Origin of the sequence: Brevibacillus daliensis, assembly GCF_021245735.1 — a bacterium.
Lineage (GTDB): Bacteria > Bacillota > Bacilli > Brevibacillales > Brevibacillaceae > Brevibacillus_B > Brevibacillus_B daliensis.
In genome coordinates, this window is record NZ_JAJISB010000006.1 from 36,453 (window position 1) to 61,724 (window position 25,272).

The window sequence follows — 25,272 nt, forward strand, 5'->3', positions numbered from 1 at the left end:
AGGTAAGAGTATGACTCGTACATGTAACGTACAAGATAACTAAGTCCCTCATCTTTTATAGATGGGGGATTTTTCACTGTTGTGCTTCTTTTCCGCCCTGGTAGGAATATTCACTTTAACTTATATTTTGTTTGAATGTTACTTAAATGCATGTTAAAATACTTTTGAGTAACATCAACGAGTGTTATTCTCTACGTATTAATCTGAATTTCAATCTAATTTTGAGGTATGACCTTACTTAGACGTTTATCAGATTTCACGGTTTAACCAAACCACTTGCGCCAGACTCATTTCTGACCTTATATTAGTAAGATTGTGTACTAAGAACAAAGGGGAGCAGGAAGATGGAATGCGTAGAAGCATTAAAAGATATTGAACAAATTAATTCGATGAAACGCTTTTTAAAGGACCACTCAGAACGTGATTATCTGCTTTTTGTATTTGGAATTAATACAGGCTTAAATATAACCGAAATATTGGAGATCAAGGTTCAAGACGTCCTGGAATCTGAAGGGATCGTGAAAGATTTTTATCTCTTTCCTGAGACCGATTCCAAAGGGGAGAAGATCGAGATATTCCTGAACCGAAAAGTTAAGACTGCTATCTTGGACTTTTTATCATCTAGTCAGCTAAGCGGTGATGATTATTTGTTCCAGTCTTCCAAAACCAAAAAAGCAATTACTCGTCAACAAGCGTACCGAATTATCCATCATGCAGCAGAGGAAGTAGGAATCGAAGGTAAAATTGGCACGAACTCCATGCGCAAAACGTTTGGTTACCATGCCTATAAACGAGGAGTTTCCATTGCTCTTATCCAAAAGTATTTTCACCACGCTACTCCTTCTGAAACGCTTAAATTTCTTGGTTTATCCAAGTCTGAGTCGATCAGAAGTGAAATAGATGTAGATCTTTAAGATCTATTAATAAGCAACAATTTGGTAATAATAACATCAGGAACTAATCACGCATATCACTGTGATTCGTTTCAACGATACTTTTCAAAGGGGGAATAATCGTGAACATTAGGGAAAGTGAACTGCCAGGTATTGGGTGTAAGTTCGAACTGATAACGCGTAATAATGAAAAGCTGGTCATTGTCATTCACGATGACGGTCGAAGGGAGCTATATCACTTTGATTCTGAAAACGAGGAGAGCATTTCCAGCATCTCTTTTAACGATTCCGAAGCGAGGAAAATTGCAGCCATCATTGGTGGCATGGTTTATAAACCACAGGCTTTGGAAAAAATCGAAATGGCATTTGAGGGCTTAGTAATTGAATGGTTTAAGGTTGAGGCAGGTTCTGCAGCGATCAATAATACGATTGTAGATTTAGAAATTAGAAATAAATACAATGTCACCGTTATTGCGATCTTAAAAAAGAACATGAAAAAGTTCTTCAATCCAGGTCCAGATACCATTATCGAAGCAGGGGATAAGCTTGTTCTTTCAGGGGAAAGACATGAATTATCTCAACTTATTAAAAGCGTGCTATCTTACGGAGGTGATTGATAGAAGATGGATCATTTAATTTTTGAAGTTGGAACTGCCTTAGTCTTAGTTTCTATCGCTGCGATTCTTGCCGGAAAATTTAAGTTTTCCATTATTCCTTTTCTAATCGTACTTGGTATGATCGTGGGTCCCCATGCTCCTCAAATTGGTATCATTGACTTGAGGTTTATTCAAAGTGAAGATATCATCTCCTTTTTGGGGAGAATCGGGGTTCTTTTCCTGCTCTTTTACTTAGGGCTAGAATTCTCCATTAAAAAGTTGATCAAATCTGGTCGCAACATCGTCGTCGGTGGAACCATCTATATTCTGATCAATTTCGGGCTTGGATTGATTTATGGATTTTCAATGGGCTATCCGCTATTAGAGGTACTGATTATGGCTGGAGTTATTTCATTCTCCTCCAGTGCTATTGTAGCTAAGGTAATCGTTGATTTACGACGAACGGGTAATACGGAAACAGAGCTAATACTTGGTATTATCATGTTTGAGGATATTTTCCTCGCTGTGTATTTATCTGTTGTGTCTGGTCTAATACTGGGCGACAATACTTCCGTCTGGGGGATGCTTGCCTCATCGGGAATAGCTCTTGGGTATATGCTACTGTTTTTTGTTATCGCCCGTAAAGCTACTCCGCTGTTAAATAAGTTGTTAAATATTTCTTCTGATGAAATCTTTATTATCGTTGTTTTCTCTGCTTTATTCTTCGTGTCAGGCTTTTCTGAAACTATTCATGTTGCTGAAGCGATTGGTGCCCTATTATTGGGACTTGTCTTCTCAGAAACAGAGCATAGTGATCGAATTGAGCATCTTGTCGTTCCATTTCGAGATTTTTTTGGAGCCCTATTCTTCTTCAGTTTTGGTCTTTCGATCGATCCGTTCACACTTGGTGGGGCAGTATGGCTTACATTAGGCGCTGTTCTCATAACCATCTTGGGTAACTTCATTGCTGGTATGATTGCTGGACTAAAGGCTGGCTTATCATATAAGGCTTCAACCAATATTGGTTTGACGATTGTATCTAGAGGTGAATTCTCGATTATTATGGCGAATCTAGGAATAGCAGGAGGATTAATGCCGATGCTAAAACCCTTCTCTGCGCTCTATGTTCTCATATTAGCCATATTAGGACCTATCATGACCAAGGAATCAAAAACCATTTATTTATGGCTAGATAAAATCTTTAAATGGAGCAATAAGAATCAAAATCAAAAGTCTGGCATGTAAGTCCCAATAAATAATAAAACCCTCTGGAACAAGTGCGTAAACAGTGTTGCTGTTAGGACTTTTCCCAGAGGGTTTCATTTATTACTAATGACTGAGTAAGTGGCTAGCAGAAGAAGCACATTTTTTGTCTGTGAACTCGGTTAAGGTCCCGCAATGGAGTGAAGACTGTCCGCTACACAGCAAAGAGTGAGGAAAGTGCAAAAAGTCGTAGATGCTACGCAGTGTCTCATGGGTTGCACTTTTTAATCCGCACTCTTTGCTGTGTAGCTAGGTAGGACCTTAAATAGTTCTGGACAAAAAATGTGCGTCTTCTACTAACGGCCTCAGTGGAAAGACAGAATCAAAACCAACAGCTTGAAAAACCAGATTCTCTTTTCACACAGAGCGTCTTGGCGAAGCCCGACCTAGCGGAGCACTGTTCATCGGGATTAAAAAGCGAGACCAAGCAAGTCTTACAGTGAATCCATCGTTTTGAGCTTTCCCGATGAAGAGTACGGAGCGGACAGTCAATCCTCATAGGGGCGAAGACTTTTAGCAAAGTGTGAAAAGAGAATCTGGTTTTCTCCACTAAAGTAGGATCAAGACAAATACGCATTATGTAGTTTGGTTTTCCTGCTCCTTCTTTTGCTTCCGTAATAAAGGGAGTAAAGCAAATGCGAGACAAGAAGAAAGAAGAACACCTACACCACTAAACAGATATACCATCCTTACTCCGTACCAGTCGCTGATTACTCCTATGATGAGAATCGACAAGCTGGTAGTGGATGAGAGAACAATGCTGTGTGCAGAGTAAACCTTGGGTAGTTGGGCAATCCCAACACTGGTTTGCAGAATGGTTTGTTGGGAAATATCCCGAATCTGATAAGCAGGTCCCATTACTACACAAATGAGTAATGCAATCCATGGTGTACTATTTACCCCATAGAGCAGAGTGAGTATTCCAAACAGGAACGAACCGACAGCCATACTGATAACCAGATTCTTTTTTATATAACGGGAGATGGTAAAAGCAAGTAGCCCTCCCAAGATCGTACCTATGTAGTAACTTGCATTGATGTACCCCCACCAAGCTTCATTTTGCAAGAGAATTTCTTTGACAAATACTAGTGTAATTGCTCCAATCCATACACCGCCTGCTATACTTTCAACGATATCCATAATCGTCACAATGCGAACGGCTCGGTTTTTCCATAAGATGACCCAGCCTTCTTTCATGGCTTTCCAACTTGTTTTTTTCGTTTGCACCTTCTCTTCTGGCTCTATTTTTTTAATTGTAACTGCTAGGAACAACACGCTAATTAACAAAATGGCGCTAGTGAGGATTAGCATGATTGTGCTTCCCCAGAGGACAACGAGCACGCCCGTGAAGGCAAAACCAAGTACCGATATGGACTGATTAAACATAGAAAGCATACTATTTGCTTTAACCAGCTCATCATTCTCCACTAGTCGAGGAGTAACCGTACTCAAAATAGGATTGGTCCAGCCATCAACAATTGAGATGAGTACAACAAAGAGAAAGAGTAGACCGATATACTGTGAAATAGGGTCAAACAAGGCTGTGAAAATGAGTAGTACGACTAGTTTACTAACAGGTAAAACGGATAATAGACGAGTGAAACGTACTCTATCCACTAGAACTGGACTTGTAAAACCAGATGACATACTGGCTACCATCCGTAGCACTGGTAACATGGCGGCATAGGTGGCAGAGGATGTTTGTTGATAAACAAACGTAGTTAGAATCATGATATACATGACATCCGCTAAGGTCATTAGACTACGGGCAGTAAGAAATGGGTAAAATCTCGAAAGTGGCATACTGGTGTCTCCTTTGAAGTTAATGGAAAGCGTTGTTTACTTTATATACAAAAATATATCATAATTATGAAAAGTGTAAAGATATGTTTTATTAATCGTGAATAAAATGCTAGTATTTATAAAGATGACTACCATTTCTTAGGATGGTTTTGCCTATACAAATGTTCTGAATCTGCGATACAATACTATACAGTGTACGAGATTTTTTGGGTGAAAGCGAGGGACTGCTTTGAAGTTTAAAAGTGTGTTCGATATTATTGGTCCCATCATGGTGGGTCCGTCCAGTTCACATACAGCGGGAGCAGCCCGCATTGGCCGTGTGGCTAGGACTTTGTTTGGTAGACAGCCAGAGAGAGCGGAGATTATGTTCTATGGGTCTTTTGCTAAAACATATCAGGGGCACGGCTCCGACGTTGCTACGGTGGCTGGTATATTGGATTTCGATACGTCCGACCTTCGCTTAAAGGATTCATTACAAATAGCTAAGGATGTTGGGATTGACATTAACTTGTCCACCTCAGATGAACAAAGAGAGCATCCCAATACGTCCCGCATAAAGCTAAGCGATCAGAAGGGAAGCTTGGGAGTAGTGGGTATTTCAATTGGTGGTGGAAAAATGCTGATCACCGAGATTAACGGGTATCAGCTTACGTTATCAGCAAGTGCACCTACTTTGCTCGTTTATCATGAAGATCGGTTCGGGATGATTGCCAAGGTATCTGAGATTTTGGCGAAACATCGGGTTAACATAGGGTATATGGAAGTATCCAGGCAAGAAAAAGGGGCATTGGCTCTGATGCTGATTGAACTGGATACAGGGATTGATGAAAGTACTATGAAAGAAATGATGGAACTCGATTATGTAGGGCAGGTACTTCTTTTACCTACAATGTAAATACGAAGAAAGGGGGAGTATCTGGTGTTTCGTAATGTTAAAGAGTTAGTGGAACTGGCTAACACAGAAAAAAAACCAATATCCGAAATAATGATTGAAGCGGAAATGAACTTCTCCGAGCGTTCTCGCGAGGCTATTTTAGAGGAGATGTATCGTAATCTGGATGTTATGGAAAAAGCGGTACAGCGCGGTCTGACTGAAGACATTCGTTCACATAGCGGACTTACTGGCGGAGATGCCAAAAAGCTACAAACTTATATGAAAGAAAAACCATTTCTCTCCGGCAATACTCTGCTTAATGCCGTAAGCATGTCAGTTGCTGTGAATGAGGTTAATGCGGCAATGGGGACGATTGTTGCGACTCCGACTGCTGGTGCCTGTGGTATTGTACCTGGAACGCTGTTCGCTGTATCTGAAAAGCTGAATCCAACGCGGGAACAGATGGTCAACTATCTGTTTACGGCTGGTGCGATTGGGTATTGCATCGCTAACAATGCCTTTATTTCAGGGGCAGCAGGAGGTTGTCAGGCAGAGGTTGGTTCTGCTACGGCAATGGCTGCCGCAGCGATTGTAGAGATGGCTGGCGGAACTCCTGAAGAGTCTTCCCAAGCCGTGGCGATTGCCCTAAAAAATATGCTAGGTCTTGTGTGTGATCCGGTTGCTGGCTTAGTTGAGGTACCATGTGTCAAGCGAAATGCCATGGGAGCTGCTATAGCCACGGTAGCTGCTGATATGGCGATGGCGGGTATTACCAGCGTCATTCCAACAGACGAAGTGATTCTCGCAATGTACCGGATTGGTTGCAGTATGCCAAACACGTTGAAGGAAACAGCGTTAGGGGGTCTCGCTGCAACTGACACGGGCAAGCAGATCGAAGCCAAGATTTTTGGAGTACGGGTGAAGGGTGTATGATTGACTTGCTAGCCTCACCGATCACGGAACTGTACGGAATTGGGGAAGAGAGAGCCAGAGACATGGCGGCGCTTGGTATTGTCAGCATTCGTGATTTGTTGGAGCACTTCCCCTCTCGCTATGAGGATTACCGAGTTCGGGATTTAACTGAAGTGAAGCATGATGAGAGGGTTACTCTCGTAGGTACAGTCTACGGCGAACCCTCTGTTCGTTTTTATGGAAAACGCAAATCGCGTATCTCCATTAAGCTGGTGATTGATCGGGTAGTTGTATCGGCGGTCTGGTTTAACCAGATGTATGTGAAAAATCAGTTGTCCCCAGGTAAAGAAGTTGTCGTTACTGGCAAGTGGGACAAGCATAAGCTACAAATTACGGTAAGCGAGATGACGGAGAAGGATTCTCCGCGTGAAAAAAAACGGACGGATCTGGTTCCTGTGTATCCGCTTGGTGCTGGAGTCAATTTACTGTTTTTACGTAAAACGATTCAGCGTGCTTTGGATAAGTATAAATCACAGATTCCAGAAATCTTGCCTGAAGAACTTGTGCAAAAGTATCGTCTGTTGCCACGAAGAGAAGCAATTGAAGCGATTCATTTTCCACAGGATGCAGAAGAAGGGAAGCAAGCGCGAAGAAGGCTGATGTTTGAGGAATTATTTTTATTCCAATTAAAAATGCAAGCCTTCCGTCGTATGACTCGTCAGCAGACGGAAGGGGTATCCCAACAGCTCCCGATGGAAGAAGTACGGGAATTTGTACGTCAGCTTCCCTTCCCGCTCACAGGTGCACAAAAGCGAGTGGTAAAAGAAATTCTGGATGATATGCAGGCTCCTTATGCGATGAATCGCCTGTTACAGGGGGATGTAGGATCAGGTAAAACTGTGGTTGCCGCCATTGGTTTATACGCAACGGTAAAAGCAGGCTTTCAGGGTGCACTGATGGTTCCTACTGAAATTCTTGCTGAACAGCACATGGATTCGTTACAGGCGATGCTTGAGCCTCAAGGCTTGCAGGTAGCACTTTTAACTGGGTCTGTGACAGGGAAAAGACGCCGTGAAATCCTGGATGCCCTTCAAATGGGGCAAATTGATATCCTTGTGGGAACGCATGCCTTGATCCAGGATGATGTCTTCTTTAAAAATCTAGGGCTGGTCATTACGGATGAGCAGCATCGCTTCGGAGTAGAGCAACGTCGGGTTCTTCGAAATAAAGGGCTGTCACCTGATGTATTGTTCATGACTGCTACACCGATTCCAAGAACGCTTGCCATTACAGCATTTGGTGATATGGATGTCTCCACGATTGATGAAATGCCTGCTGGACGTAAGCCTATTGAGACCAGTTGGGCAAAGCATGAACAGTTCCATACTGTTTTGGAGCGGTTGCGCGTGGAGCTGAAACATGGTAGACAAGCTTACGTGATTTGTCCGTTGATTGAAGAGTCGGAGAAGCTGGATGTTCAGAATGCGATCGATGTACATGCACAGCTAAGTGTATATTTTAAAGAGTATCAGGTTGGTTTGATGCACGGTCGCCTTCCGTCCAAAGAGAAGGATGCTGTCATGCAGGACTTTGCCAGCGCCAAGACCAACATTCTAGTCTCCACTACGGTTGTAGAAGTTGGGGTTAACGTGCCAAATGCTACCTATATGGTGATCTATGATGCCGAACGCTTTGGGCTTGCCCAGTTGCACCAGCTTCGCGGACGTGTAGGACGGGGAGCGGATCAATCGTACTGCGTGTTGATTGCTGACCCTAAGTCAGAGGTGGGAAAAGAGCGCATGCGAGTCATGTGTGAAACTAACGATGGCTTCGAGCTGTCCCAGCGTGATTTGGAGCTACGTGGTCCGGGTGACTTCTTTGGAACGAAGCAGAGTGGTTTGCCTGACTTTAAGGTGGCTGACCTGTTAAGTGATTATAAGGCACTGGAAGTAGCTCGACAGGAAGCTGCTGTCATGGTGAATTCCGATGTATTCTGGAAAGAGGAAAAGTACGGCTGGTTGCGCCAGTATTTGCGTACACAGGGGATTTTGGAAGGAACTGTGCTGGATTAAAAGCATTTGTAAGTAAGCAAAAGGAGCCCTAGCTATTGAACTGGACGGGCTCCTTTTTTACTATATTGTGTCAACTACCCGCCACTTAAATTCTAAGAATTTTGAAGTGGGGGCTTGTAACTCTACTACACGTCATGCAAACGACCTTCGGTCTCTGACCTCAAACGTAGGTTACTATAGGCAGGCTGACAACTGCCCAACAAAAGAAGTCATGCTTCTAATGTCATTTGGTGATGGTACTCAATTCCCATTTGTCTTAGATTCATTGCTCCGATCCTATCGTCATTCGATTTATATTGGCATGTTGTACAACAAAATGTATGTATCTTCTTATTACGATTATTTTTGTTTGTATTTCCACACTTTGGGCATTTTTGGCTTGTATAAGCAGGATCAAATGCAGTTACTTTTATATTGTTCATATTTCCTTTATATTCAAGCATTTGTCTGAGTTGGTAAAACGCCCACGTTAGACGATAGTATCTGTCACGTTTCCGAACGGTAGTTGTTAGATTCATTCCCGTTAAGTCTTCAATCGCAATCAGTGAATGTTCTCCTGCAAACTGGATAAGTGCCTTCGACAATACATGATTTGTATGTGTCATGAAACGGTTTTCTTTTCCACTTACTTTTTGGAGTTTTCGTTTAGCTGATTTTGTACCACAGGCTTGTAATCCTTTTCGTAAACGGACATATCTAGCTTTTGTTTCTTTTATCGCTGCTCCATTTTTAAAGAAGTGACTGTCGTTACTATCAATAGCCGTAGCTAAAAAACGCATTCCAAAATCAACACCAACAATATTTTTAATGGTGGAAGTGGCTTCAAATATTTTTTTTACAGCAAAATGCAAAAAGAATTTACCTTTTTTATATACAAGTGTGGCAGTACCAAATTCCCAAGAACCATCAAAATATTGCTCTATTCCTTTTGTGATAAAGGGAATTTTAATACGTCCTTGTAAAGTACCAATACTGACTAGACCATCTTTTGCAAAAGAGTAATCACGCCCATAGGAGTATTGCAATTTAGGGCGTTCATATTCTACAAGTGTGATTTTGCCTTGTTCTTTCACAGTAGCATAACTTCCTGCAACAACCGTACAGACATTACAAGCCATTTGTGATTTCAAACCAAACTGTTCTCGTAGTTCTGTATATACCAATTGTTGTAGCGACTTAAACTTAGATAACAAGTTGTTTTTATACGCTACTTGCGATGCATAATTTAATGCTTTTCGATTAGCATGTAAGGCGTCTTGTAGTAATATGGCTTGTTTACTCGTCGGTAATACTTTTGCTTTTGCGGTAATGATTAGTTCCACTTTCACACCTCCTTTCTCAGTATGTGTACATTATATTGTCATTTACTGAAAAAGGAAATGTTTCGCTACGCAAAAAGGCAATTCCTCCCTGACCTACTCACTGGTGCTATCGCACCTTCACGTTCCTTGAGGAAGGGGACTCCTTGCCTAAAAATGTTGAAACATGATCTCCTTATAAGATAAATACATGTAAACGAAAAGAGGTGCGAAAATTTTGAACATTAGAGTGGCGAATGAATTAGATTTTCCTGAATTAAGACGGATATACATTGAAACACGACGTAATAGCTTTGTGTGGGAGAATAAAAATGAAATGTCATTAGAAGATTTTGATAAACATACAGAAGATGAGTATATCATTTTAGCTGAGGATGATAATCAGATTATGGGGTTTACCTCTTTATATTTGCCAGAAAATTTTATTCATCTTTTATTTGTTCTTCCTGATTGTTCAGGCAAAGGTGTAGGTAGGAAGTTATTACATGCAGCCAGCGAAAAAATGAGTAAACCGTTGAGATTGAAATGCGTGTCCCAAAATCAACTTGCATTGAAATTCTATGAGAACAATGGTTGGAAGAAGGTTGTTGAAGAGGGTAGCCCCGGTGAAGAAAAATATTGGGTTATGGTGTATGAATAAGAAGCCGTGTAAAAGTTGATATTGCTTGGATGGAAAAAAAGGAGCCCCAGTCAAAGTGCTGATAAGGCTCCTTTTTTCGAATCTATGCTCCAGTCTGCTTCATTTTTTTCCATTGCCTGATCAGGTTGATTACACCAATAAGCATTACACCCCAGAAGCTGATGCTATCCAAGGTAAGGCCGACATATGACGTACCGCCCAGCATTGTCAACACCAGCATTAATCCGGGAAAGTACAGTAAAATGAACAAGGAGTATCTGAATCGCTGTACGTTCGTAGCCGGAGTGCATATTTGATAATAGAGTATGCTACCTATCAAGATACTAATTTGGAGTAAAAGCAGAAGATTTTCGTTGATAAAAGCGGACCAGCTTCTTGCAAGGAAATAATCATAGGCAAAAATCAAGGTTATTACTAGTAGAAAAAAGGCATTTGCTGCTTTTTCCGATTTCAAAGCATCACACCCCTTATTTCCATCCTACCACAAATAACCAATTTCCATCGGGTGTTGCTCCAATTATTTTTGAATCATTAGATTGCAAACGAATGGTCTTTTCTTTTTTCTGATCGGCATCATAGAGATGTAAGGTATCTGCCGTACCCCCGTTACTTGTGGCCGATTTTACATAAGCCAGCTTATGTGTACCTGGAATCCATACTCCATCATGCCCTTGGTTATTAACTACTTGGTGCAGTTTGTTCCCTTTATATACTTTTCCTTCCGTAAATCCAAAGTAACGATAGATACCATCTGTCGATTGTTTAAAGCCTAGGTAAGTTACTTGCTCTGGAGATTTCCAAGGAGCCACCTTTTTGGTTTTCCAATCATAGCTGTAGGTGATTAAGGTATCGGTTCCTGTATAGTCCTCAAGTCGAATATAGGCATATTGGCCTTCATCCTGGAAGTAAACAGGGTAGTTTTGATCGGACACCTGATTGATTGGTGCATGCCCTTTCAATGCTTTTTTATGACGTTCTAGCTTGCCAGTCTTCAGATGATAGATTCCTAAATCAAAATCTGTCTTCTGCTCCTTCGTTCCTAATGCTACAAATAGGTAATTACGGTCCTTACTGAATCCTGAGCCATGCACATAATCCTTCAAAGCGATACGGTAGGCTGTGTTACTTTTTGGAATAGAAGGTGCAACCTTGGCGTCAGGAGCTGGATAAAAGAACCCTCGGGTATCCGCTACAAATGTACCTGCTCCCATATAGTTGGTTTTCAGTTCAACTGGGTATTTGATCTCGGCTTTTGTTAGTAAATCGTACAGCGAAGAAAAGCGGAGTAATGGTCCATCACATTCACAATATTGTGCATAGCGTTGTACAAGCAGGTAGCGTTGTGCAGGGTCTGACAGGATCAAACTCTCATTTGACTTTTTGAATGAGGTTAGTTTGATTTGTTTTGATCCATCCGTAGTAACCTTGTATAGCTGTTTTGGTTCTTTTACATATAGTGTCAGACCATTTTCTGAGCTTATTGTTTTACCGGTTTTTGTTTTTGCTCCTTTTAGATTTAATTTGTAATAGCCGAGAAAATAATACTCATTTTTTGCCGGCAATCTTTTCTGATCAGCTGTCACCACTACCTGGCTGTCGCTTTTCCAATGGAAGGAAAAGCAGGTATCCCCAATCACAACTTCTCTTTCTCCCACATTTGCTTTTAGCGTTTTTTCGACTGAGGTGCGATCCATAGGTTCTTTAAAGTAAATGGTAAACTGCTGTTCGTCAGGTGTAATAAGTTGGGCGCCAAAGGTGTCGAGTTGACTGGCAGAATTCATGCGTGGTTCAGAGTCTACCTGCATCCAGTATTCATTATTCTTCACATCTGGTTTCGGCACAAATGGAGTAGTTCCGGGCACTGCCTTACTTCCTGATAAAATAGTTGGATCTACAGGTTTATCGGGTGTACATCCTATGTTGGAAGTGGGTGGCTTGGGTTTCGCAATAACTTTAGCTTCCGAAGCAGGCATTGAAAAGGCAGTGCTCATCGAGAGAGCTACCACTAGTAACAGAATCAGTCGTTTTACCATGAAGTTTCTCCTTTCCAAATAACAAAATATTTCTATAAGTATGACGATAGAAAACTCGTTTCGTTTCGTGATCGATGGAAAATATTTCACAATTATTTTCGGTATAAATAAGAACATTTGTTTGCTATACTGCATATATAAGAATATATGTTCGTTTTTGGGAGGGTTCATGGTGAGCAAAAAGCGGGTGATTTTCCTCATCGATATGCAAAGTTTTTATGCGAGTGTGGAAAAAGCAGCTAATCCAGACTTGCGTGACAAACCGATTGTCGTAGCAGGTGATCCCAAAATAAGAAGTGGGGTCGTATTAGCTGCTTGTCCACTGGCTAAAGCATATGGGGTAGCTACACCAGAACCTTTGTGGCAAGCAGAGCAGAAATGCCGTCATCTGGTTGTGGTTCGTCCGCGCATGGAACGATATTTGGAAGTGGCTGTGCAGATTTCGATGATTTTTGAGTCTTATACAGACTTGGTGGAGCCTTTTTCGATTGACGAACAATTCCTCGATATTACAGGAAGCTTACGATTGTTCGGGAATGATCCAGAAGCAATTGCGGCTACTATTCGCAAGCGAGTATTTCTGGAGACAGGGGTGGTCTGTCGTGTAGGTATTGGAGAGAACAAGGTATTGGCAAAACTGGCTTGCGATATGGCAAAAAAGCGAGAGGGCGGGTGTTTTTGGCTAAAAAAAGAAGAGCTGGATCAGTCTTTGTGGAAATTGCCGATTGAGAAACTGTTTGGTGTAGGCTCACGCATGAAGAGCCATTTTCATCGAATGGGGATATACAAGATTAGGCAGCTGGCAGAGACGTCCGTTGATGTACTGATTAAACGGTTTGGTGTAAATGGAGAGGTGTTGTGGCGTACGGCGCATGGAATTGATGAATCGCCTGTTTCTGCTAAGGCACATGATGTACAGAAAGGAATTGGACATCATATGACGCTGCCGCGCGATTATCATACTGCAGAAGAGATCAAAATCATTATCCTGGAGCTATGCGAAGAGGTGTGCCGGCGAGCACGTAAGAAGGAATTAATGGGGGCTGTTGTTTCGCTAGGCTGTCGGGGTGCTGATTTTGACTTGCCTACAGGTTTTTCTAGGCAGGTGAAGATGATAGAGCCAACTAACGATGCAATGACACTTTACAAGTATGCCTGTCAGCTGTTTGCGGAGCATTGGGAGCATTCGCCTATACGTAGTGTCGGCATCCAGCTAAGTCAGCTTGTTTCTGACCAGGTATGCCAATTGAATCTATTTGAGGACAAAATGAAGCAACGATCGCTTGCCTATACGATGGATGGCATTCGTTCTAAATATGGCAATGATTCAATTGTGCGCGCCACATCACTGCTCTCGGCCGGGCAGGCCAAAGAGCGAGCGAATAAAATTGGGGGGCACTACAAATGAGTGAGACGACGGCAGTGCCTGAAGAATGGCAGGATCATGTGCGAGAATGCATCCTGTATGACCTCTTGTTTAAAGCAGCAATGGTTGACCATCAGGCACTGTATGGTCTGTCCCTCTCTTTGTCCTACCATAGCTTATTGGAGAGCCTCTCACGTTTTGCGGAGCGAAGGCATCATGAACTTCGTCGGGCTTTGCTTGACCGAAATTGCCGAATACTTGAGGCAAAAAGTAAAAAAGGTGTGTATCTGGTTATGATCAGAAAAAACGGGTACCTGCATGAGCTAATCTATTCGCCAGAGCTGCTGCGCGCTGAATGTGAAGTTCGCATTCAGGAGTGGCTTATGACGACTCGGAATTTTGTTTCCGATCCATTCGTTCAGTCCAGAGAAACAGGAGATAAGCAATCAGGAATAAAACCATGAACAGTGCTGAAACGCCATACATCACGGAATAGGAATAAAGGGTAGCGACGAGTCCTAACAGCATAGAGCCGACTGCAACGCCCAAATCAGTAGCACTTAAGAAAACAGCATTCGCCATTCCGCGCTTTTCAATAGCGACTTCCTTAATCAGCCAGGCTTGAATGGAAGGTTGAATCATTCCAAAGCCTGCACCATACAATAAAGCAGAAATAATCAGTCCTCCCACACTTGTGGTAAAGGCAAGAAATAGCATGCTGATCATTACGAACAACGCGCCGGGAATGAGTACAGCTTGATGTCCCTTACGATCAAAAACTCGTCCGGAAACAGGGCGAACCAGAAAAATCATGAGTGCATTATATAAGTAAAATTGTCCCACATTGGCAAGTTGCATTTCCTTACCAAATAGGGCAAGGAAGCTAAGCAATCCACCATAGGTAATGGCGAGGAACATGTTAAGCATGCAGGGAAGCCAGATTTTTTTATCCAGAAAAAAGTGACCTGATTTCTGAGTGTTTTCCGTTACATCTGCATCACTCGACGCTTGGCTGGCTGGCGATGCCTGAACGGATTCCTGCGGGAGAGAAGCGGAACGCGAAGATACTTTTCTGATACGACGCATGATAAAGAGCAAGGGGAAAATCAGAATAAGCAGGATCGTAGAGATTACAGATAACGTGGTGAAACCCAAATCTGCTAAAATCCACAACCCGATCATTGGCCCCAGTGCCATAGCGAGACTTCCTGACAACCCGAAATACCCCATGCCTTCTCCGATCCGTCTGATGGGAACCGCATAAGATGCCATCGTAGGGAATGTAATGCTAGCCATTCCGAAGCCGAATCCATAAGCAACACGCATAACAAGTAAAAAGAGGATGCTTCCGGCAAACGGATAGCTGATTGTGGCGACGGCAGAAGCGAGTAGCCCTACTATCATTACAAATGGAAGCTTGCCCCGTCTGAGCATTTCTCCTGCAAATAAGCGTGTTACGATTGCCGTCAATGCAAACAAACTGGTTACAAGACTAACCATAAAATCGTTTGCTAAAAATGTCTCTTTTACATAGAGGGGAAAGGCAGAGAGTACCATTTGTAAATTAAGAGCTAAGAGCAAATTACAGATGATCAAAATAATAAAACGTTTGGTCCAAAGCTGTTCTTGATGACTTTCCAAAAAACTCACTCCTAAATTTGTAACTGTTTGATCTGTTGCTGTACATTTGCTGAAACCTGAAGCAAGAGCTCAATGATCAGCTTTTGTTTTTCTTCATCCATACCAGTAAGAGCATCACGTATGGTTTCCTGTTCAATGGGAATTGTTCTTGCTGCTGTTTCTTGCCCTGCATGGGTAAGAAAGATGAGAAAAGCACGCCGATCTGTTTTACACATGCGTTTTTCTACCAATCCTTTTTTTATTAGGGCATCAAGTATACGAGTGGTAGTCGGCTGATCTTTACCAGTGCGCAGGGCAATCTCCTTCTGATTGATGCCATCTTCGAAATGTAACTGATAAAGGATAGCAAACTGCTCAGTAGTAAGATCGTATTCACGTAAGCGATAGCTAAGCAAATGGACCAGTTTGCGGTAGGTATGACCTAAAAGGAATCCAAACGAATCGCTAGCGGCTTGAGGTGGTTGCAATGTAGATTCTCCTTTGTATGTGAAAATTACAGCTATATAAATAGTTGTTACAACAATTATATGTACAACAAGTTTGTTTTGTAAACAAATGGAGTGTAATTGAGAAAAGAAGGAGCCAGAATATGAATCGAAACAAAACAACATCTAAGAAGGAAAATCTCTTCGCAGCAAGTCGGTTCGTGCTTCCCGAACATAGGGAAGTATATCTGCGAATGAAGGAGGCACAGACAAGATATCTACCTCCTGCTCTGGATGAAGAAGAGCGTGCCCAGATAAGTGAGATCATGTATCAAGGATTTATAGAAAAAAAACCAGTACTCATTCGTTACTATGATCGAGATGGTGAGCACGATCTAAAAGGAAAGCCTGTTCATTTTGATCCTGTAAGCCAACGCTTTAAGTTACAAGTAGCAGAGGGGAACACATGGCTAGATTGTACTGTTTTATTACGTGCAGAATTGCAAGACGAGTGAATAATGGAGAGAATCTCACTATAGATAAAAGAAAAAAGGGAAAAAGTAGTTGATTTGGACAATATAACAGCGATAAAAATCATTACGAAAACGAAAAAGTAAGCAGGGATGAAAAAAAAGCAGTGCAATAGAGATTCAGTGATCTATTTTCATGTAGCAAATGAAAATAAGTGATTTTCCGCATGAATTTGCCGTAAAATCAATTTTGCTTTGTGTACCAGTTTGGTTGTATTGTAAGTAGCGTGAGGTTTTGAAAGAAACCAAAGTGCACAAAGGGGATTGGAAATGTTAGCACAAGAAATGGGCGTATTGCTTAATAAGCACGCAGAAATAATGGATGCCAAGCGTTGGGCAGATTTAATTGAGCAAATGGAGAAAAAAGGCTTGTATGTGGTGATTGAGACAGATACGAATTGCCGTATCCTTAGTCCACTAGGTGGATTGATGCCCATGCCGTCTAAGAATCAGAAGGTAAGCATCATGACAGAAGAAGAATTGATGGAAAGAGGTCTTGATAGAGGACACCACATTGTAACGAAACCAAAAAATGAGATGAGAATTGGATAAAGAATGGGGTATACGACAAGAAGCATGAGAATTGCTTACGTATACCTCTTTTTGTTCATAATCATAATTATCCTGCCTACCATAGTAAAAATCCCTCTTTGCTTATTATGCAAAGAGGAATTACGCACAAATATAAACAGCTTTATTATGTGTATCGGTTGCGCAGCCACTCACTTTCAGATGGGAACATTTATGAAGATAAAGCTCCTATCGTCTGTTTACGTCGAAGAAACTCATCGGAGAGCGTGGATTCCTCACGGCTAAGAATTTCTTCCCGAAGTTTGAGCATTTTTTGATCGAGCTGGTTAGCAGCCTGGGCAGCTTCCGTTAATTCTTGCAAAATGGAAGAAGGGACATGCTTGTCATACTTGTAAAACAAAATATGCTCTAGACTAGCCCAGAAATCCATAGCTAACGTACGGATTTGAATCTCGGCATTAATCCACGTGACACCTTCATGAAGAACAAGAGGGACCTGAACAATAAGATGTAAGCTTTGGTAACCATTTGGCTTCGGATTAGCAATGTAGTCTTTCACCTCAATAATTCGTAAATCCTCACGATCTTTGAAATGAGAGGCAATTCGATAAATGTCTTCAACAAATGCGCAAACAATCCGCACACCTGCCACGTCAAAAAGTTTGTCCCGAATGCTTTCAAGTGAAAGTGGAAACCCTTTTCGCTCTAGCTTAGCCAAAATGCTAGCGGGATCTTTGATTCTGGTCTTAACATGTTCAATTGGAGTATATCCATCATCCATAGTCCACTCAGTGTTTAAAATCATGATTTTGGTTTCTAATTCTCGCAAGGCAAATTGATAGCGATAAGCCATGCTTTTCCACTGTTCCATATTGTTTAGCATTAGGTACGCTCCTCATAGGTCAGTTTCCTATACTTTTCTCTCTTCCTAAATTGTAAAAGAAAAATATAGGAGAAATGTGGAATGAAGATGAAAGTTCACACAGATCATTCATAAACATCCATTTACACTTGGATTAGCTGTAAAAGGAAATGGTTTCCTGGATACGGTAAAAAGGAACGTCGCCAGTAAAAAGCAACGTTCAAAATAAGTGAAGATCGATTTGTGGTGATACTGGGAAGAAATAGGATAGGAACGGAGGGGTCACCTTTAATGGATCTCCCTACATATGTATAAACCAAAAGACTTATAAGCAAATCAAATTGATAAAAAGTCGAAATAGTAAAATTAGAATCAATAATCATATCTAAATCTAATTAGTTATTGGTTAACAATCTTTACTTCATTAGGGGAATTGCCGATACTAATAGAAGGAAGTTACTTCCTTGGAAGGGAAATGGTAAAATGAGGGTGCCTCTGCGGTGATGATGTTTTAGTAAAAAAGAGACCTAACTTACGTAAGTGATACTATACTGGGAGGAGAGTGATACTTTGTTGAACAAGGAACAGCATAAGCTGACTGTAGTAATGTGGGTAAGTATACTGTGTTACGCTGTACTTCGTTTACTTGTTTCGACTGGCGCCCCATTCATTCAAAGTACCTTTCAAAAGCTGAACATTCCCGTGTCGTATCTTACGTACATCCCCGATTATTTAATGGATGGAATCTTTCTAACTTTTTTTCTATTCATGATTATGCTTGTTCTCATAAGGCGAGATGGAATGAAACAGCCGCATATCAGAGTCAGTTTCATTACTCCCATTGTTATATCTGTTACCCTACTGATACTCCAAACGTGTATGGCTACTGGAGTTTATGCTCTTGATTACATTAGTGGACGTAGCCACTGTAATTACAAATCAACCGTCGATGGCATGATTAATGGAAGCTGTCAGCTTTACATAAAGAATAATGGAAATAAGGTCATTCAATTTGCTGTAGACGTGCCTACTTTGCAGGGCATGGAGCAAGAAAAAGTAAATGATGAGCCGATACGGGCAGAATACATTATTCAGCCTCATTCCGAAGAGATATTTGAACTACCTTTTCAGGTTGGTCATCCAGTAGAAGGAAAAAAGAAGGGTATAAAGCAGTCTGAAGGTTCAGGCAAGATCCAGGTACCCCATATACTAATTGAGGCGGATGGGGAAGAACGATCTTTTTAGTTGGATTAGAATGTATAAACTTCGCAAAGTAACTTCATGATACGCAAGAAAAACACGGATGACAATAATAAAGGAATTGAAAAAACAGCCCTTCCGCGCGCGTGGTAAAGGGCTGTTTCATGTGTTTGGGTGTAACAAGGTTGTACATTCATAGGGCATTTTTAAAATTCTCTCCTTCTAGTTGTAGTTGGTGTAAATAAAGTACTGATTGGAAATTGGAAGCTGACTATTGTACTGCGTTGTAAACATTTACACGACCATTTAGGTAATCAGTACCCGTATCAGGTGTTTGATCAGCCGTAGACAGGACACGGTTTACAACTTGTTGGTTTGTGTAAGCAGTGTTTTTACCCCATGTGAGAGCAAGAACAGCAGAAACAATTGGTGTTGCCATGGAAGTACCATTTAGATTTTTGTATGAACTGCCAGTATAGGTAGAGTAAATGTTTGTTCCAGGTGCAGCGATATCAACCCATGTTCCATAGTTGGAGAAGTAGGCAGTACCATCCGTTTCATTAGTAGCAGCTACAGCAACTACGTTATTGTAAGCGGCTGGATAGCTGTAGGCAGAAGTACTGGAATTACCCGCAGCAGCTACAATGATTTTATTTTTGTTCCAAGCGTAGTTAATCGCATCTTGGAAGGACTGTTGATAAGATCCACCACCAAGTGACATGGATAAAACGTCTGCTCCATTATCCGTCGCCCAGATAACACCATTAATAATATCTGAGGTGTATCCAGAGCCTTGTTTGTTTAAGACTTTTACTGGAATGATTTTGGCAGTGGCATCTATGCCGCTAATTCCTATGCCGTTATCCCCGATTGCAGCAGAGATACCCGCGCAATGTGTACCGTGACCGTGATCATCATTTGCGCTTGTTACACCAGCGACAAAGCTTTTTCCAGGAAGCAAGCTATTTTGGAGATCGGGGTGATTGAGCTGCACTCCTGTATCGATAATGGCAATCTTTTTGGAGGAACCTTTAATGGTATCCCATGCTCCATAGGAATTAATCGTTTGGTGGTGCCATTGTTGGCTAAGTGAAGGATCATTTGGCGTGTAATCTACCGTGTAGATAAGGTTTAACTCTGCAGATTCAACGCTAGGATCATTTGCATACTTTTCTTTAAAATCTTTAGCCTTACCTTTTGGAACTTTTACCAATTGCCACTCTGACTTACCATTACCCAGTTGTTGAACCTGAGTTCCACCAAGTAGGGAATGAACTTCTGCTGTGTTAGAGATTCGGTACTCATCGTTTTTGAACTTGACCAAAATTTCATCCGGTTTGTACGAGCCCTCCTTCACCTCAAATTGTTCATCGGGTTGAGCCACGTCTTGATTCATTGTTGCAAAGACATTGGTTGGTAAAATGGTACCTAACATGAAGCTGGCGGACAAGATGGAAATGATCTTCTTCATTTTTAACACCTTCCTCTTAATAAGTTTATTTGGTGCATGTTTAAATTATACAAAATTTACAAAAAATTACAATAATTATTTTATCGACATTTTATTTACCTTTTCATTAATTAATGTCGAAATGCGTATATTGGTAATAAAAGTAATAGCTTTCCAAGCACCTAGTTTTCAAAAGGTAGGAGAAGAGGCGCAGTAAAAATGCGTATTTATTCCAATTTAAATATTTACATAGCTTATCTTGGTAGGTAAAATGCAATATAGATAGGGTAGTATGTGAATTCTTGTTACAAATAAAGAAAAGATCAGGGGAAGACCCTAGATCGGTCCGCAGACGATTATATATAAAAAAATGTCTGCATACATATTTAAGAGACCTCCCTCAGTCATAGCACTACAGGGAGGTCTCCTTGTGCGTAGGGAAAGAATCCTTTACAACAATACCCAAATGGGAGAGTAGCGTGAGGAGTGGACCAAAAGATATGGCTAACATATTAATTGCAGATGATGAAGTGGCATTACGTTTCTTACTGAGAGAAACCTTGGTAGATGAAGGATATGATGTAAGGGAAGCAAGCGATGGGCAAGAAGCAATAGAAAAACTGACTAACCACCAGTTTGACATTGTTATTCTCGATTATATGATGCCAGAAAAGACAGGAATCGAAGTATGTGAGTGGCTCAGAAAAAGTGATTCTATTAACCAGAATGCTCCTGTTATTCTGCTTACAGCAAAAACACAGATGAAGGATCGTGAAAAAGCTAGCGAAGCGGGCATATCTACTTATATGGCGAAACCATTCAGTCCTTTTCAGCTATTAGATGAGATTGAACTATTATTGAATAGACAGAAATGAAGAGTAGGTGTGCAGCATGACGAAGAGAAGAGGCTTAGCAAGTCGGATAGCACTTTTGATTTTTGTAAGTTTACTGTTTTATTCTATCGTTGCTGCGTCAGCATATTTAGTCATTAATCAGCTGCAAAATACGCAGGACCAAGAGATTATTACATATGGCAAAACGTTAAAAGAGATCGACCAACTGGAAAGTATCTATGATGAGCTAGTACTAAGTTTTCGTGGCTACATTGCGTTTGGTACAACTCATCAGCTAACGATTATTGAGCAGGCGAAAATGGATTTTATCAATCAATTGAAAGAGCAAAAAGCGAAGACATCTCAGATACAGGAGTTTCAAAAGGAAAAACAGCAAGCGATAGCTGAGATTGAAGATTCCTGGAAAGCATATATGAAATGGGTTGAAGCTTGTATTCAGCTTAAAAAAGAAGGCAAGACGGAAGAGATCGAAACACTGCGAGTACAAGTTGGCACAGAAGCATTAGGAAATATGAATGAGGATCTTGCTCGCTTATATCGATATTATGAAATACAGATGGATCAAGCTTATCAGGAGAGAGAAACATATAATACTTGGGAATATGTTGTACCTGTATTTATCCTGTTGGGGCTTTTGATAACAGGGATCTTTTTAGTTCGATTCTTGCGTAGGGACGTCGTGACCCCCATAGAAGAAATTGACAAAACAATGAAACAGATCAGTGCAGGTGAGTTTGCCTGGATTCCTGAAAACAAACGGGATGATGAGCTAGGAACATTGGTAAAAGGCATTAATCAAATGAGCAGTGAGTTAGAATTACGCCAACGGGAGCTAGAAGACAGCAACATTGAGTTGATTGCACAACGAGATATGTTGGAGACACAGAACGAAGAGATCATGGCTCAGCAAATAGAGCAGGAGGAAACACTCTATAAGCTGACAAATCGTGAGCAAGAATTGGAATACATTACGAACTATCAGGAGAAGCTAGCTAGTTACTCTGATCTTGATAGCTTTCTTCATCAATCAGTAAGCTCTTTGTTGCGCGTCTTGCATTATGATGCAGCCATCGTTGGGCTTCGAAATACTGACGATGAAGACTTGGGGAATGTAGTATTTACGACGGGGTATAACAATTCACATTATCCACGTAGCGAACAAATACCAGGACTTGCAAAGCGAGCTATGACCGAAGGAGTAGAGCTAGTAAGAGTTCGGGCAGTAACAGAGGATGAAAAAGCCATTCATATGGAACTCTCCAAGGCATGTGATCGATATAATCCATTGCAAAATGACAATAAGGAAGTTTTTGGATTCATGATCCTGACCAGCTATCACCAAGCGGAATATCAGGAGAGTAGAGATAGACTGGTCCGAGGCTTGGTAAAACAGTTTTCACTCGCCATGTATACGCAACTATTAAACGATGAACGGCGTAAACAGGCAGATGAATTGGTCAGATTAAATGAGACATTGAAAAAAGAACAGCAACATATTGAAGAACAACGTGACTTGATCAAACAAATTTTAAATGCTAATCATGAGGGAATGTTACTGTGTAATTCAGAAGGAATCATTATGTATGCCAATCCACGCATGGAAAAGAATCTTAATGAATGCAATTTGATTGGTAGACATGTTACAGAGCTTTGGGTACAATTTTTTGACACGCCGAATCGAACTGAATCTGGTGCTCTTACCCAGCTTACCGAATACTTGCAGGGTGATAATGAGAATTTCATACAGCGGTTTACCTGGCAAGATGAAAATCAACAGAAGATTTATTTTGAGGTATATGCAACGGTAGCAAGTAACGAAGGAGAAGAAAAAAGCGGCTATCTGTTTGTGTTCCGTGACCGAACGGAAGAAGAGAAGGTAGATGAAATGAAGAACGAAGTCATAAGCGTAGTCTCCCATGAGTTACGTACGCCACTCGCTACTGTACTTGGTTTTATGGAAATTTTATTGCACAGAGAGCTATCTCCTGAAAAACAGCAAAAGTATCTGGAAACGATTTATAAAGAGGGAAAGCGACTTTCCCAATTGCTAAACGATTTCCTTGACCTTCAGCGGATGCAGGTTGGTAAACAAGAATACCAGTTTTCAAAGGTGAATCTGCTAGAAATCCTTCATGATATCAGTGAACAATGGGAAACAGGTCATTCTCACAAGATTAAACTGACTTACGATGAAGAATCGATATTTGTGGAAGCAGATGAAGGGCAATTATCTCAGGTATTTCATAATTTAATTAGCAATGCCGTGAAGTATTCTCCAGAAGCTGATCATATTGATGTGAATATAACGGCAGATGAAAAGATGGTACGCGTGGAGATTAAAGATTACGGACTAGGGATTCCAGCGGACATCGGTGAAAAGCTATTTGATAAATTTTATCGGGTAGATAACAGTGACCGCAGACAGATTGGAGGAACGGGTCTGGGGCTTGCCATTGTAAAGGAGATTGTAGAAAGCCATAACGGTAGCATTTCATATCGTTCTATATTAGGACAAGGAAGCAGTTTTTATGTTATAGTACCAAGGATTAATTCATAAGTAAGATGCAAATATCCTTTTGATAATAATAGATAATAATAGATAAGAATAGTTACCTAATGTACATCAAGGCAATAGTTACGGTGTGGTTAGGAGTGAGGATGGAAGTGATATGACTCCATGACAATAACAAGGAAACAAAAACACCTGCATGAAGCGCGAAAACTGTTCTTGCAAGAGTTACACCGTCATATCAAGCACATGGAAGAACAGTTGCTCATTCATGAATCTGTGGGCAACAGAGAATCAGCCTATGAATGTTATCGCATCGCCCACACGCTAAAGGGAAGCGCTCCTTTGTTCGGGCTCAACCGAATCGGTAAAATGGCTGAAACGCTGGCTCACGAATTCGAGTGGACGCAGAACGATGAAAAAGGACTAGCAACAATAGAACAAATAGCCCTTGCCAAAAATTTGATTGAACAATTTAAAATTGAACACAATTTCAGCCAGAATGAGCTCCTGCATGAGGAAAAACAGATGCAGGAAGAAAATATGATGATGCTAGAAAAACAGACGTATCGTCTTCTTTTAATTGATGATGATCAGGTTTTGAGCTCTTATCTGAAAACGAGACTACAGGAAGTTGGCTATCAGGTAGAAACAGCTGTAACTGTAGGAGAAGCTAAGCTGAAATTGCGTGAGCAGACCTTTGATCTGATTACGCTTGAATTGATGATGCACCCTGAATCGGGTTATGAGATATTTGAATTTGTCCGAAATGACCTGTTGTTAAAATGGGTACCACTTATTGTGTTGTCCAGCAGAAAAAATAGCAAGGACAAGCTACGGTGTTTCCGGATGGGGGCAGATCAATACCTGACTAAACCTTTCCATTTTGAAGAATTGGAAGCAATTATTTTCCGATTGTTAACCAGGATGCAGCATTACGAACAAATGGCATTCCATGATCCTTTGACTGGGGTAGCCAACCGACGCTACTTCGATCATCAGTTACAAATAATATTACAAGACTGTGAGCAACGTAAACTACCTGTAACGCTCGCTTTTATTGATATTGATAATTTCAAAAAGATAAATGATCAGCATGGACATCAGTTTGGTGATCTTGTTCTGCAAGGCTTAAGTTATAAAATACAGCAAAACTTGCGAGCGAGCGATTTATTGGCACGTTACGGAGGGGAAGAATTTGTTATCGCATTCCCTTTTACCTCCATCACGAAAGCAACAGAGCTATTAGAGCAAGTGCTAGACCATGTTCAGCATGAACCTGTTGTTCAAGCAGAGGGAGAAGACTTTTTTATCACTTTCTCAGCGGGATTAGCTGAGTGGAATGGGAATATGACCAAGCAGAGCTGGATTGAAAATGCTGATCATGCTATGTATGAAGCGAAGCGTGCTGGTCGAAATCGAATTTGTGTCTCACATCTTACAGATCAAGAGAAGGGTAAGCAAGTGGTCGTGCGTAAGAAAAAGCTATTGTTAGCTGA

At 41.1% G+C, this 25,272-nt stretch carries 22 protein-coding genes and 1 pseudogene; 15 read left to right on the plus strand and 8 right to left on the minus strand.

The window, feature by feature from the left end:
- Positions 1-344 precede the first annotated feature (344 nt).
- From LM917_RS07855 to LM917_RS07865, 3 genes are all read left to right on the plus strand, one after another.
- Positions 345-914: a tyrosine-type recombinase/integrase gene (locus LM917_RS07855; RefSeq protein ID WP_232696948.1), complete on the plus strand. Its 570-nt coding sequence runs from the start codon at positions 345-347 to the stop codon at positions 912-914.
- 101 nt (positions 915-1,015) lie between these two features.
- Positions 1,016-1,510 (plus strand): cation:proton antiporter regulatory subunit, encoded by a 495-nt coding sequence (locus LM917_RS07860; RefSeq protein WP_232696949.1) that lies wholly within the window; start codon positions 1,016-1,018, stop codon positions 1,508-1,510.
- Positions 1,511-1,516: 6 nt separating this feature from the next.
- Positions 1,517-2,734, plus strand: a complete 1,218-nt coding sequence (locus tag LM917_RS07865; RefSeq protein WP_232696950.1) for a cation:proton antiporter — start codon at positions 1,517-1,519, stop codon at positions 2,732-2,734.
- 594 nt (positions 2,735-3,328) lie between these two features.
- Here the strand turns inward: LM917_RS07865 and LM917_RS07870 are convergent.
- Entirely contained in the window at positions 3,329-4,555 is a 1,227-nt protein-coding gene (locus tag LM917_RS07870; protein WP_232696951.1) for an MFS transporter, read from the minus strand.
- A 229-nt stretch (positions 4,556-4,784) separates the two neighbouring features.
- Between LM917_RS07870 and sdaAB the strand changes: the two genes are divergently transcribed.
- The 3 genes from sdaAB to recG are packed head-to-tail and all read left to right on the plus strand — an operon-like array spanning position 4,785 to position 8,413.
- A complete protein-coding gene (gene sdaAB / locus LM917_RS07875) occupies positions 4,785-5,450 on the plus strand; it encodes an L-serine ammonia-lyase, iron-sulfur-dependent subunit beta (protein WP_232696952.1) in 666 nt (221 codons plus the stop codon).
- Positions 5,451-5,474: 24 nt separating this feature from the next.
- Positions 5,475-6,362 carry an L-serine ammonia-lyase, iron-sulfur-dependent, subunit alpha gene (gene sdaAA, locus LM917_RS07880; RefSeq protein WP_232696953.1) on the plus strand — a complete coding sequence of 296 codons (888 nt, stop codon included), beginning with the start codon at positions 5,475-5,477 and terminating at the stop codon, positions 6,360-6,362.
- Positions 6,359-8,413: an ATP-dependent DNA helicase RecG gene (gene recG / locus LM917_RS07885; RefSeq protein ID WP_232696954.1), complete on the plus strand. Its 2,055-nt coding sequence runs from the start codon at positions 6,359-6,361 to the stop codon at positions 8,411-8,413. The genes sdaAA and recG overlap by 4 nt, the downstream gene beginning before the upstream one ends.
- Positions 8,414-8,622: 209 nt before the next feature.
- On the opposite strand, the gene LM917_RS07890 is transcribed toward recG, so the two are convergent.
- Positions 8,623-9,735 carry an RNA-guided endonuclease TnpB family protein gene (locus LM917_RS07890; protein WP_232696955.1) on the minus strand — a complete coding sequence of 371 codons (1,113 nt, stop codon included), beginning with the start codon at positions 9,733-9,735 and terminating at the stop codon, positions 8,623-8,625.
- Positions 9,736-9,949: 214 nt separating this feature from the next.
- Between LM917_RS07890 and LM917_RS07895 the strand changes: the two genes are divergently transcribed.
- On the plus strand, positions 9,950-10,372 hold the full coding sequence (locus tag LM917_RS07895; protein WP_232696956.1) for a GNAT family N-acetyltransferase: 423 nt from the start codon (positions 9,950-9,952) through the stop codon (positions 10,370-10,372).
- 82 nt (positions 10,373-10,454) lie between these two features.
- Here LM917_RS07895 and LM917_RS07900 read toward each other — a convergent pair whose 3' ends face one another.
- Complete coding sequence (locus LM917_RS07900) at positions 10,455-10,826, minus strand: hypothetical protein (RefSeq protein ID WP_232696957.1); 372 nt, start codon at positions 10,824-10,826, stop codon at positions 10,455-10,457.
- A 13-nt stretch (positions 10,827-10,839) separates the two neighbouring features.
- Entirely contained in the window at positions 10,840-12,405 is a 1,566-nt protein-coding gene (locus LM917_RS07905; RefSeq protein ID WP_232696958.1) for a hypothetical protein, read from the minus strand.
- 169 nt (positions 12,406-12,574) lie between these two features.
- On the opposite strand from LM917_RS07905, the gene dinB reads away from it, so the two are divergent.
- Both dinB and LM917_RS07915 read left to right on the plus strand, forming a co-directional pair.
- Positions 12,575-13,813: a DNA polymerase IV gene (gene dinB, locus LM917_RS07910; protein WP_232696959.1), complete on the plus strand. Its 1,239-nt coding sequence runs from the start codon at positions 12,575-12,577 to the stop codon at positions 13,811-13,813.
- The gene (locus LM917_RS07915; RefSeq protein ID WP_232696960.1) at positions 13,810-14,235 is read left to right on the plus strand and encodes a YhjD family protein; all 426 of its coding nucleotides are present in this window, start codon (positions 13,810-13,812) and stop codon (positions 14,233-14,235) included. Before dinB ends, LM917_RS07915 begins: the two co-directional genes overlap by 4 nt.
- Here the strand turns inward: LM917_RS07915 and LM917_RS07920 are convergent.
- Both LM917_RS07920 and LM917_RS07925 read right to left on the minus strand, forming a co-directional pair.
- A complete protein-coding gene (locus LM917_RS07920; protein ID WP_444876687.1) occupies positions 14,153-15,421 on the minus strand; it encodes an MFS transporter in 1,269 nt (422 codons plus the stop codon). The genes LM917_RS07915 and LM917_RS07920 overlap by 83 nt on opposite strands.
- A 2-nt stretch (positions 15,422-15,423) precedes the next feature.
- A complete protein-coding gene (locus LM917_RS07925; protein ID WP_232696962.1) occupies positions 15,424-15,879 on the minus strand; it encodes a MarR family winged helix-turn-helix transcriptional regulator in 456 nt (151 codons plus the stop codon).
- Between the two features lie 122 nt (positions 15,880-16,001).
- On the opposite strand from LM917_RS07925, the gene LM917_RS07930 reads away from it, so the two are divergent.
- Both LM917_RS07930 and LM917_RS07935 read left to right on the plus strand, forming a co-directional pair.
- Positions 16,002-16,352: a YolD-like family protein gene (locus LM917_RS07930; RefSeq protein WP_232696963.1), complete on the plus strand. Its 351-nt coding sequence runs from the start codon at positions 16,002-16,004 to the stop codon at positions 16,350-16,352.
- Between the two features lie 285 nt (positions 16,353-16,637).
- Positions 16,638-16,919: a hypothetical protein gene (locus tag LM917_RS07935; RefSeq protein WP_232696964.1), complete on the plus strand. Its 282-nt coding sequence runs from the start codon at positions 16,638-16,640 to the stop codon at positions 16,917-16,919.
- Positions 16,920-17,109: 190 nt separating this feature from the next.
- On the opposite strand, the gene LM917_RS07940 is transcribed toward LM917_RS07935, so the two are convergent.
- Positions 17,110-17,781 (minus strand): GTP pyrophosphokinase, encoded by a 672-nt coding sequence (locus LM917_RS07940; protein ID WP_232696965.1) that lies wholly within the window; start codon positions 17,779-17,781, stop codon positions 17,110-17,112.
- 549 nt (positions 17,782-18,330) lie between these two features.
- Between LM917_RS07940 and LM917_RS07945 the strand changes: the two genes are divergently transcribed.
- Complete coding sequence (locus tag LM917_RS07945) at positions 18,331-19,005, plus strand: hypothetical protein (RefSeq protein WP_232696966.1); 675 nt, start codon at positions 18,331-18,333, stop codon at positions 19,003-19,005.
- 226 nt (positions 19,006-19,231) lie between these two features.
- Here LM917_RS07945 and LM917_RS07950 read toward each other — a convergent pair whose 3' ends face one another.
- A complete protein-coding gene (locus LM917_RS07950; protein WP_232696967.1) occupies positions 19,232-20,431 on the minus strand; it encodes a S8 family peptidase in 1,200 nt (399 codons plus the stop codon).
- A gap of 479 nt (positions 20,432-20,910) precedes the next feature.
- Here LM917_RS07950 and LM917_RS07955 point away from each other — a divergent pair, with 479 nt between their 5' ends.
- The 3 genes and pseudogenes from LM917_RS07955 to LM917_RS07965 all read left to right on the plus strand — a co-directional run.
- A complete protein-coding gene (locus tag LM917_RS07955) occupies positions 20,911-21,285 on the plus strand; it encodes a response regulator transcription factor (protein WP_232696968.1) in 375 nt (124 codons plus the stop codon).
- Between the two features lie 16 nt (positions 21,286-21,301).
- Positions 21,302-23,821 carry an ATP-binding protein gene (locus LM917_RS07960; protein WP_232696969.1) on the plus strand — a complete coding sequence of 840 codons (2,520 nt, stop codon included), beginning with the start codon at positions 21,302-21,304 and terminating at the stop codon, positions 23,819-23,821.
- A gap of 120 nt (positions 23,822-23,941) precedes the next feature.
- Positions 23,942-25,195, plus strand: a pseudogene (locus tag LM917_RS07965) (GGDEF domain-containing response regulator); the annotation flags it as partial.
- Between the last annotated feature and the right edge of the window lie 77 nt (positions 25,196-25,272).

Coding starts and splice junctions, on each gene's coding strand:
- LM917_RS07940 (WP_232696965.1), bottom strand. CDS start 17,781: ATGCTAAACAATATGGAACAGTGGAAAAGCATGGCTTATCGCTATCAA.
- LM917_RS07870 (WP_232696951.1), bottom strand. CDS start 4,555: ATGCCACTTTCGAGATTTTACCCATTTCTTACTGCCCGTAGTCTAATG.
- LM917_RS07905 (WP_232696958.1), bottom strand. CDS start 12,405: ATGGTAAAACGACTGATTCTGTTACTAGTGGTAGCTCTCTCGATGAGC.
- dinB (WP_232696959.1), top strand. CDS start 12,575: ATGGTGAGCAAAAAGCGGGTGATTTTCCTCATCGATATGCAAAGTTTT.
- LM917_RS07955 (WP_232696968.1), top strand. CDS start 20,911: ATGGCTAACATATTAATTGCAGATGATGAAGTGGCATTACGTTTCTTA.
- LM917_RS07915 (WP_232696960.1), top strand. CDS start 13,810: ATGAGTGAGACGACGGCAGTGCCTGAAGAATGGCAGGATCATGTGCGA.
- LM917_RS07960 (WP_232696969.1), top strand. CDS start 21,302: ATGACGAAGAGAAGAGGCTTAGCAAGTCGGATAGCACTTTTGATTTTT.
- LM917_RS07865 (WP_232696950.1), top strand. CDS start 1,517: ATGGATCATTTAATTTTTGAAGTTGGAACTGCCTTAGTCTTAGTTTCT.
- LM917_RS07930 (WP_232696963.1), top strand. CDS start 16,002: ATGAATCGAAACAAAACAACATCTAAGAAGGAAAATCTCTTCGCAGCA.
- recG (WP_232696954.1), top strand. CDS start 6,359: ATGATTGACTTGCTAGCCTCACCGATCACGGAACTGTACGGAATTGGG.
- LM917_RS07950 (WP_232696967.1), bottom strand. CDS start 20,431: ATGAAGAAGATCATTTCCATCTTGTCCGCCAGCTTCATGTTAGGTACC.
- LM917_RS07855 (WP_232696948.1), top strand. CDS start 345: ATGGAATGCGTAGAAGCATTAAAAGATATTGAACAAATTAATTCGATG.
- LM917_RS07935 (WP_232696964.1), top strand. CDS start 16,638: ATGTTAGCACAAGAAATGGGCGTATTGCTTAATAAGCACGCAGAAATA.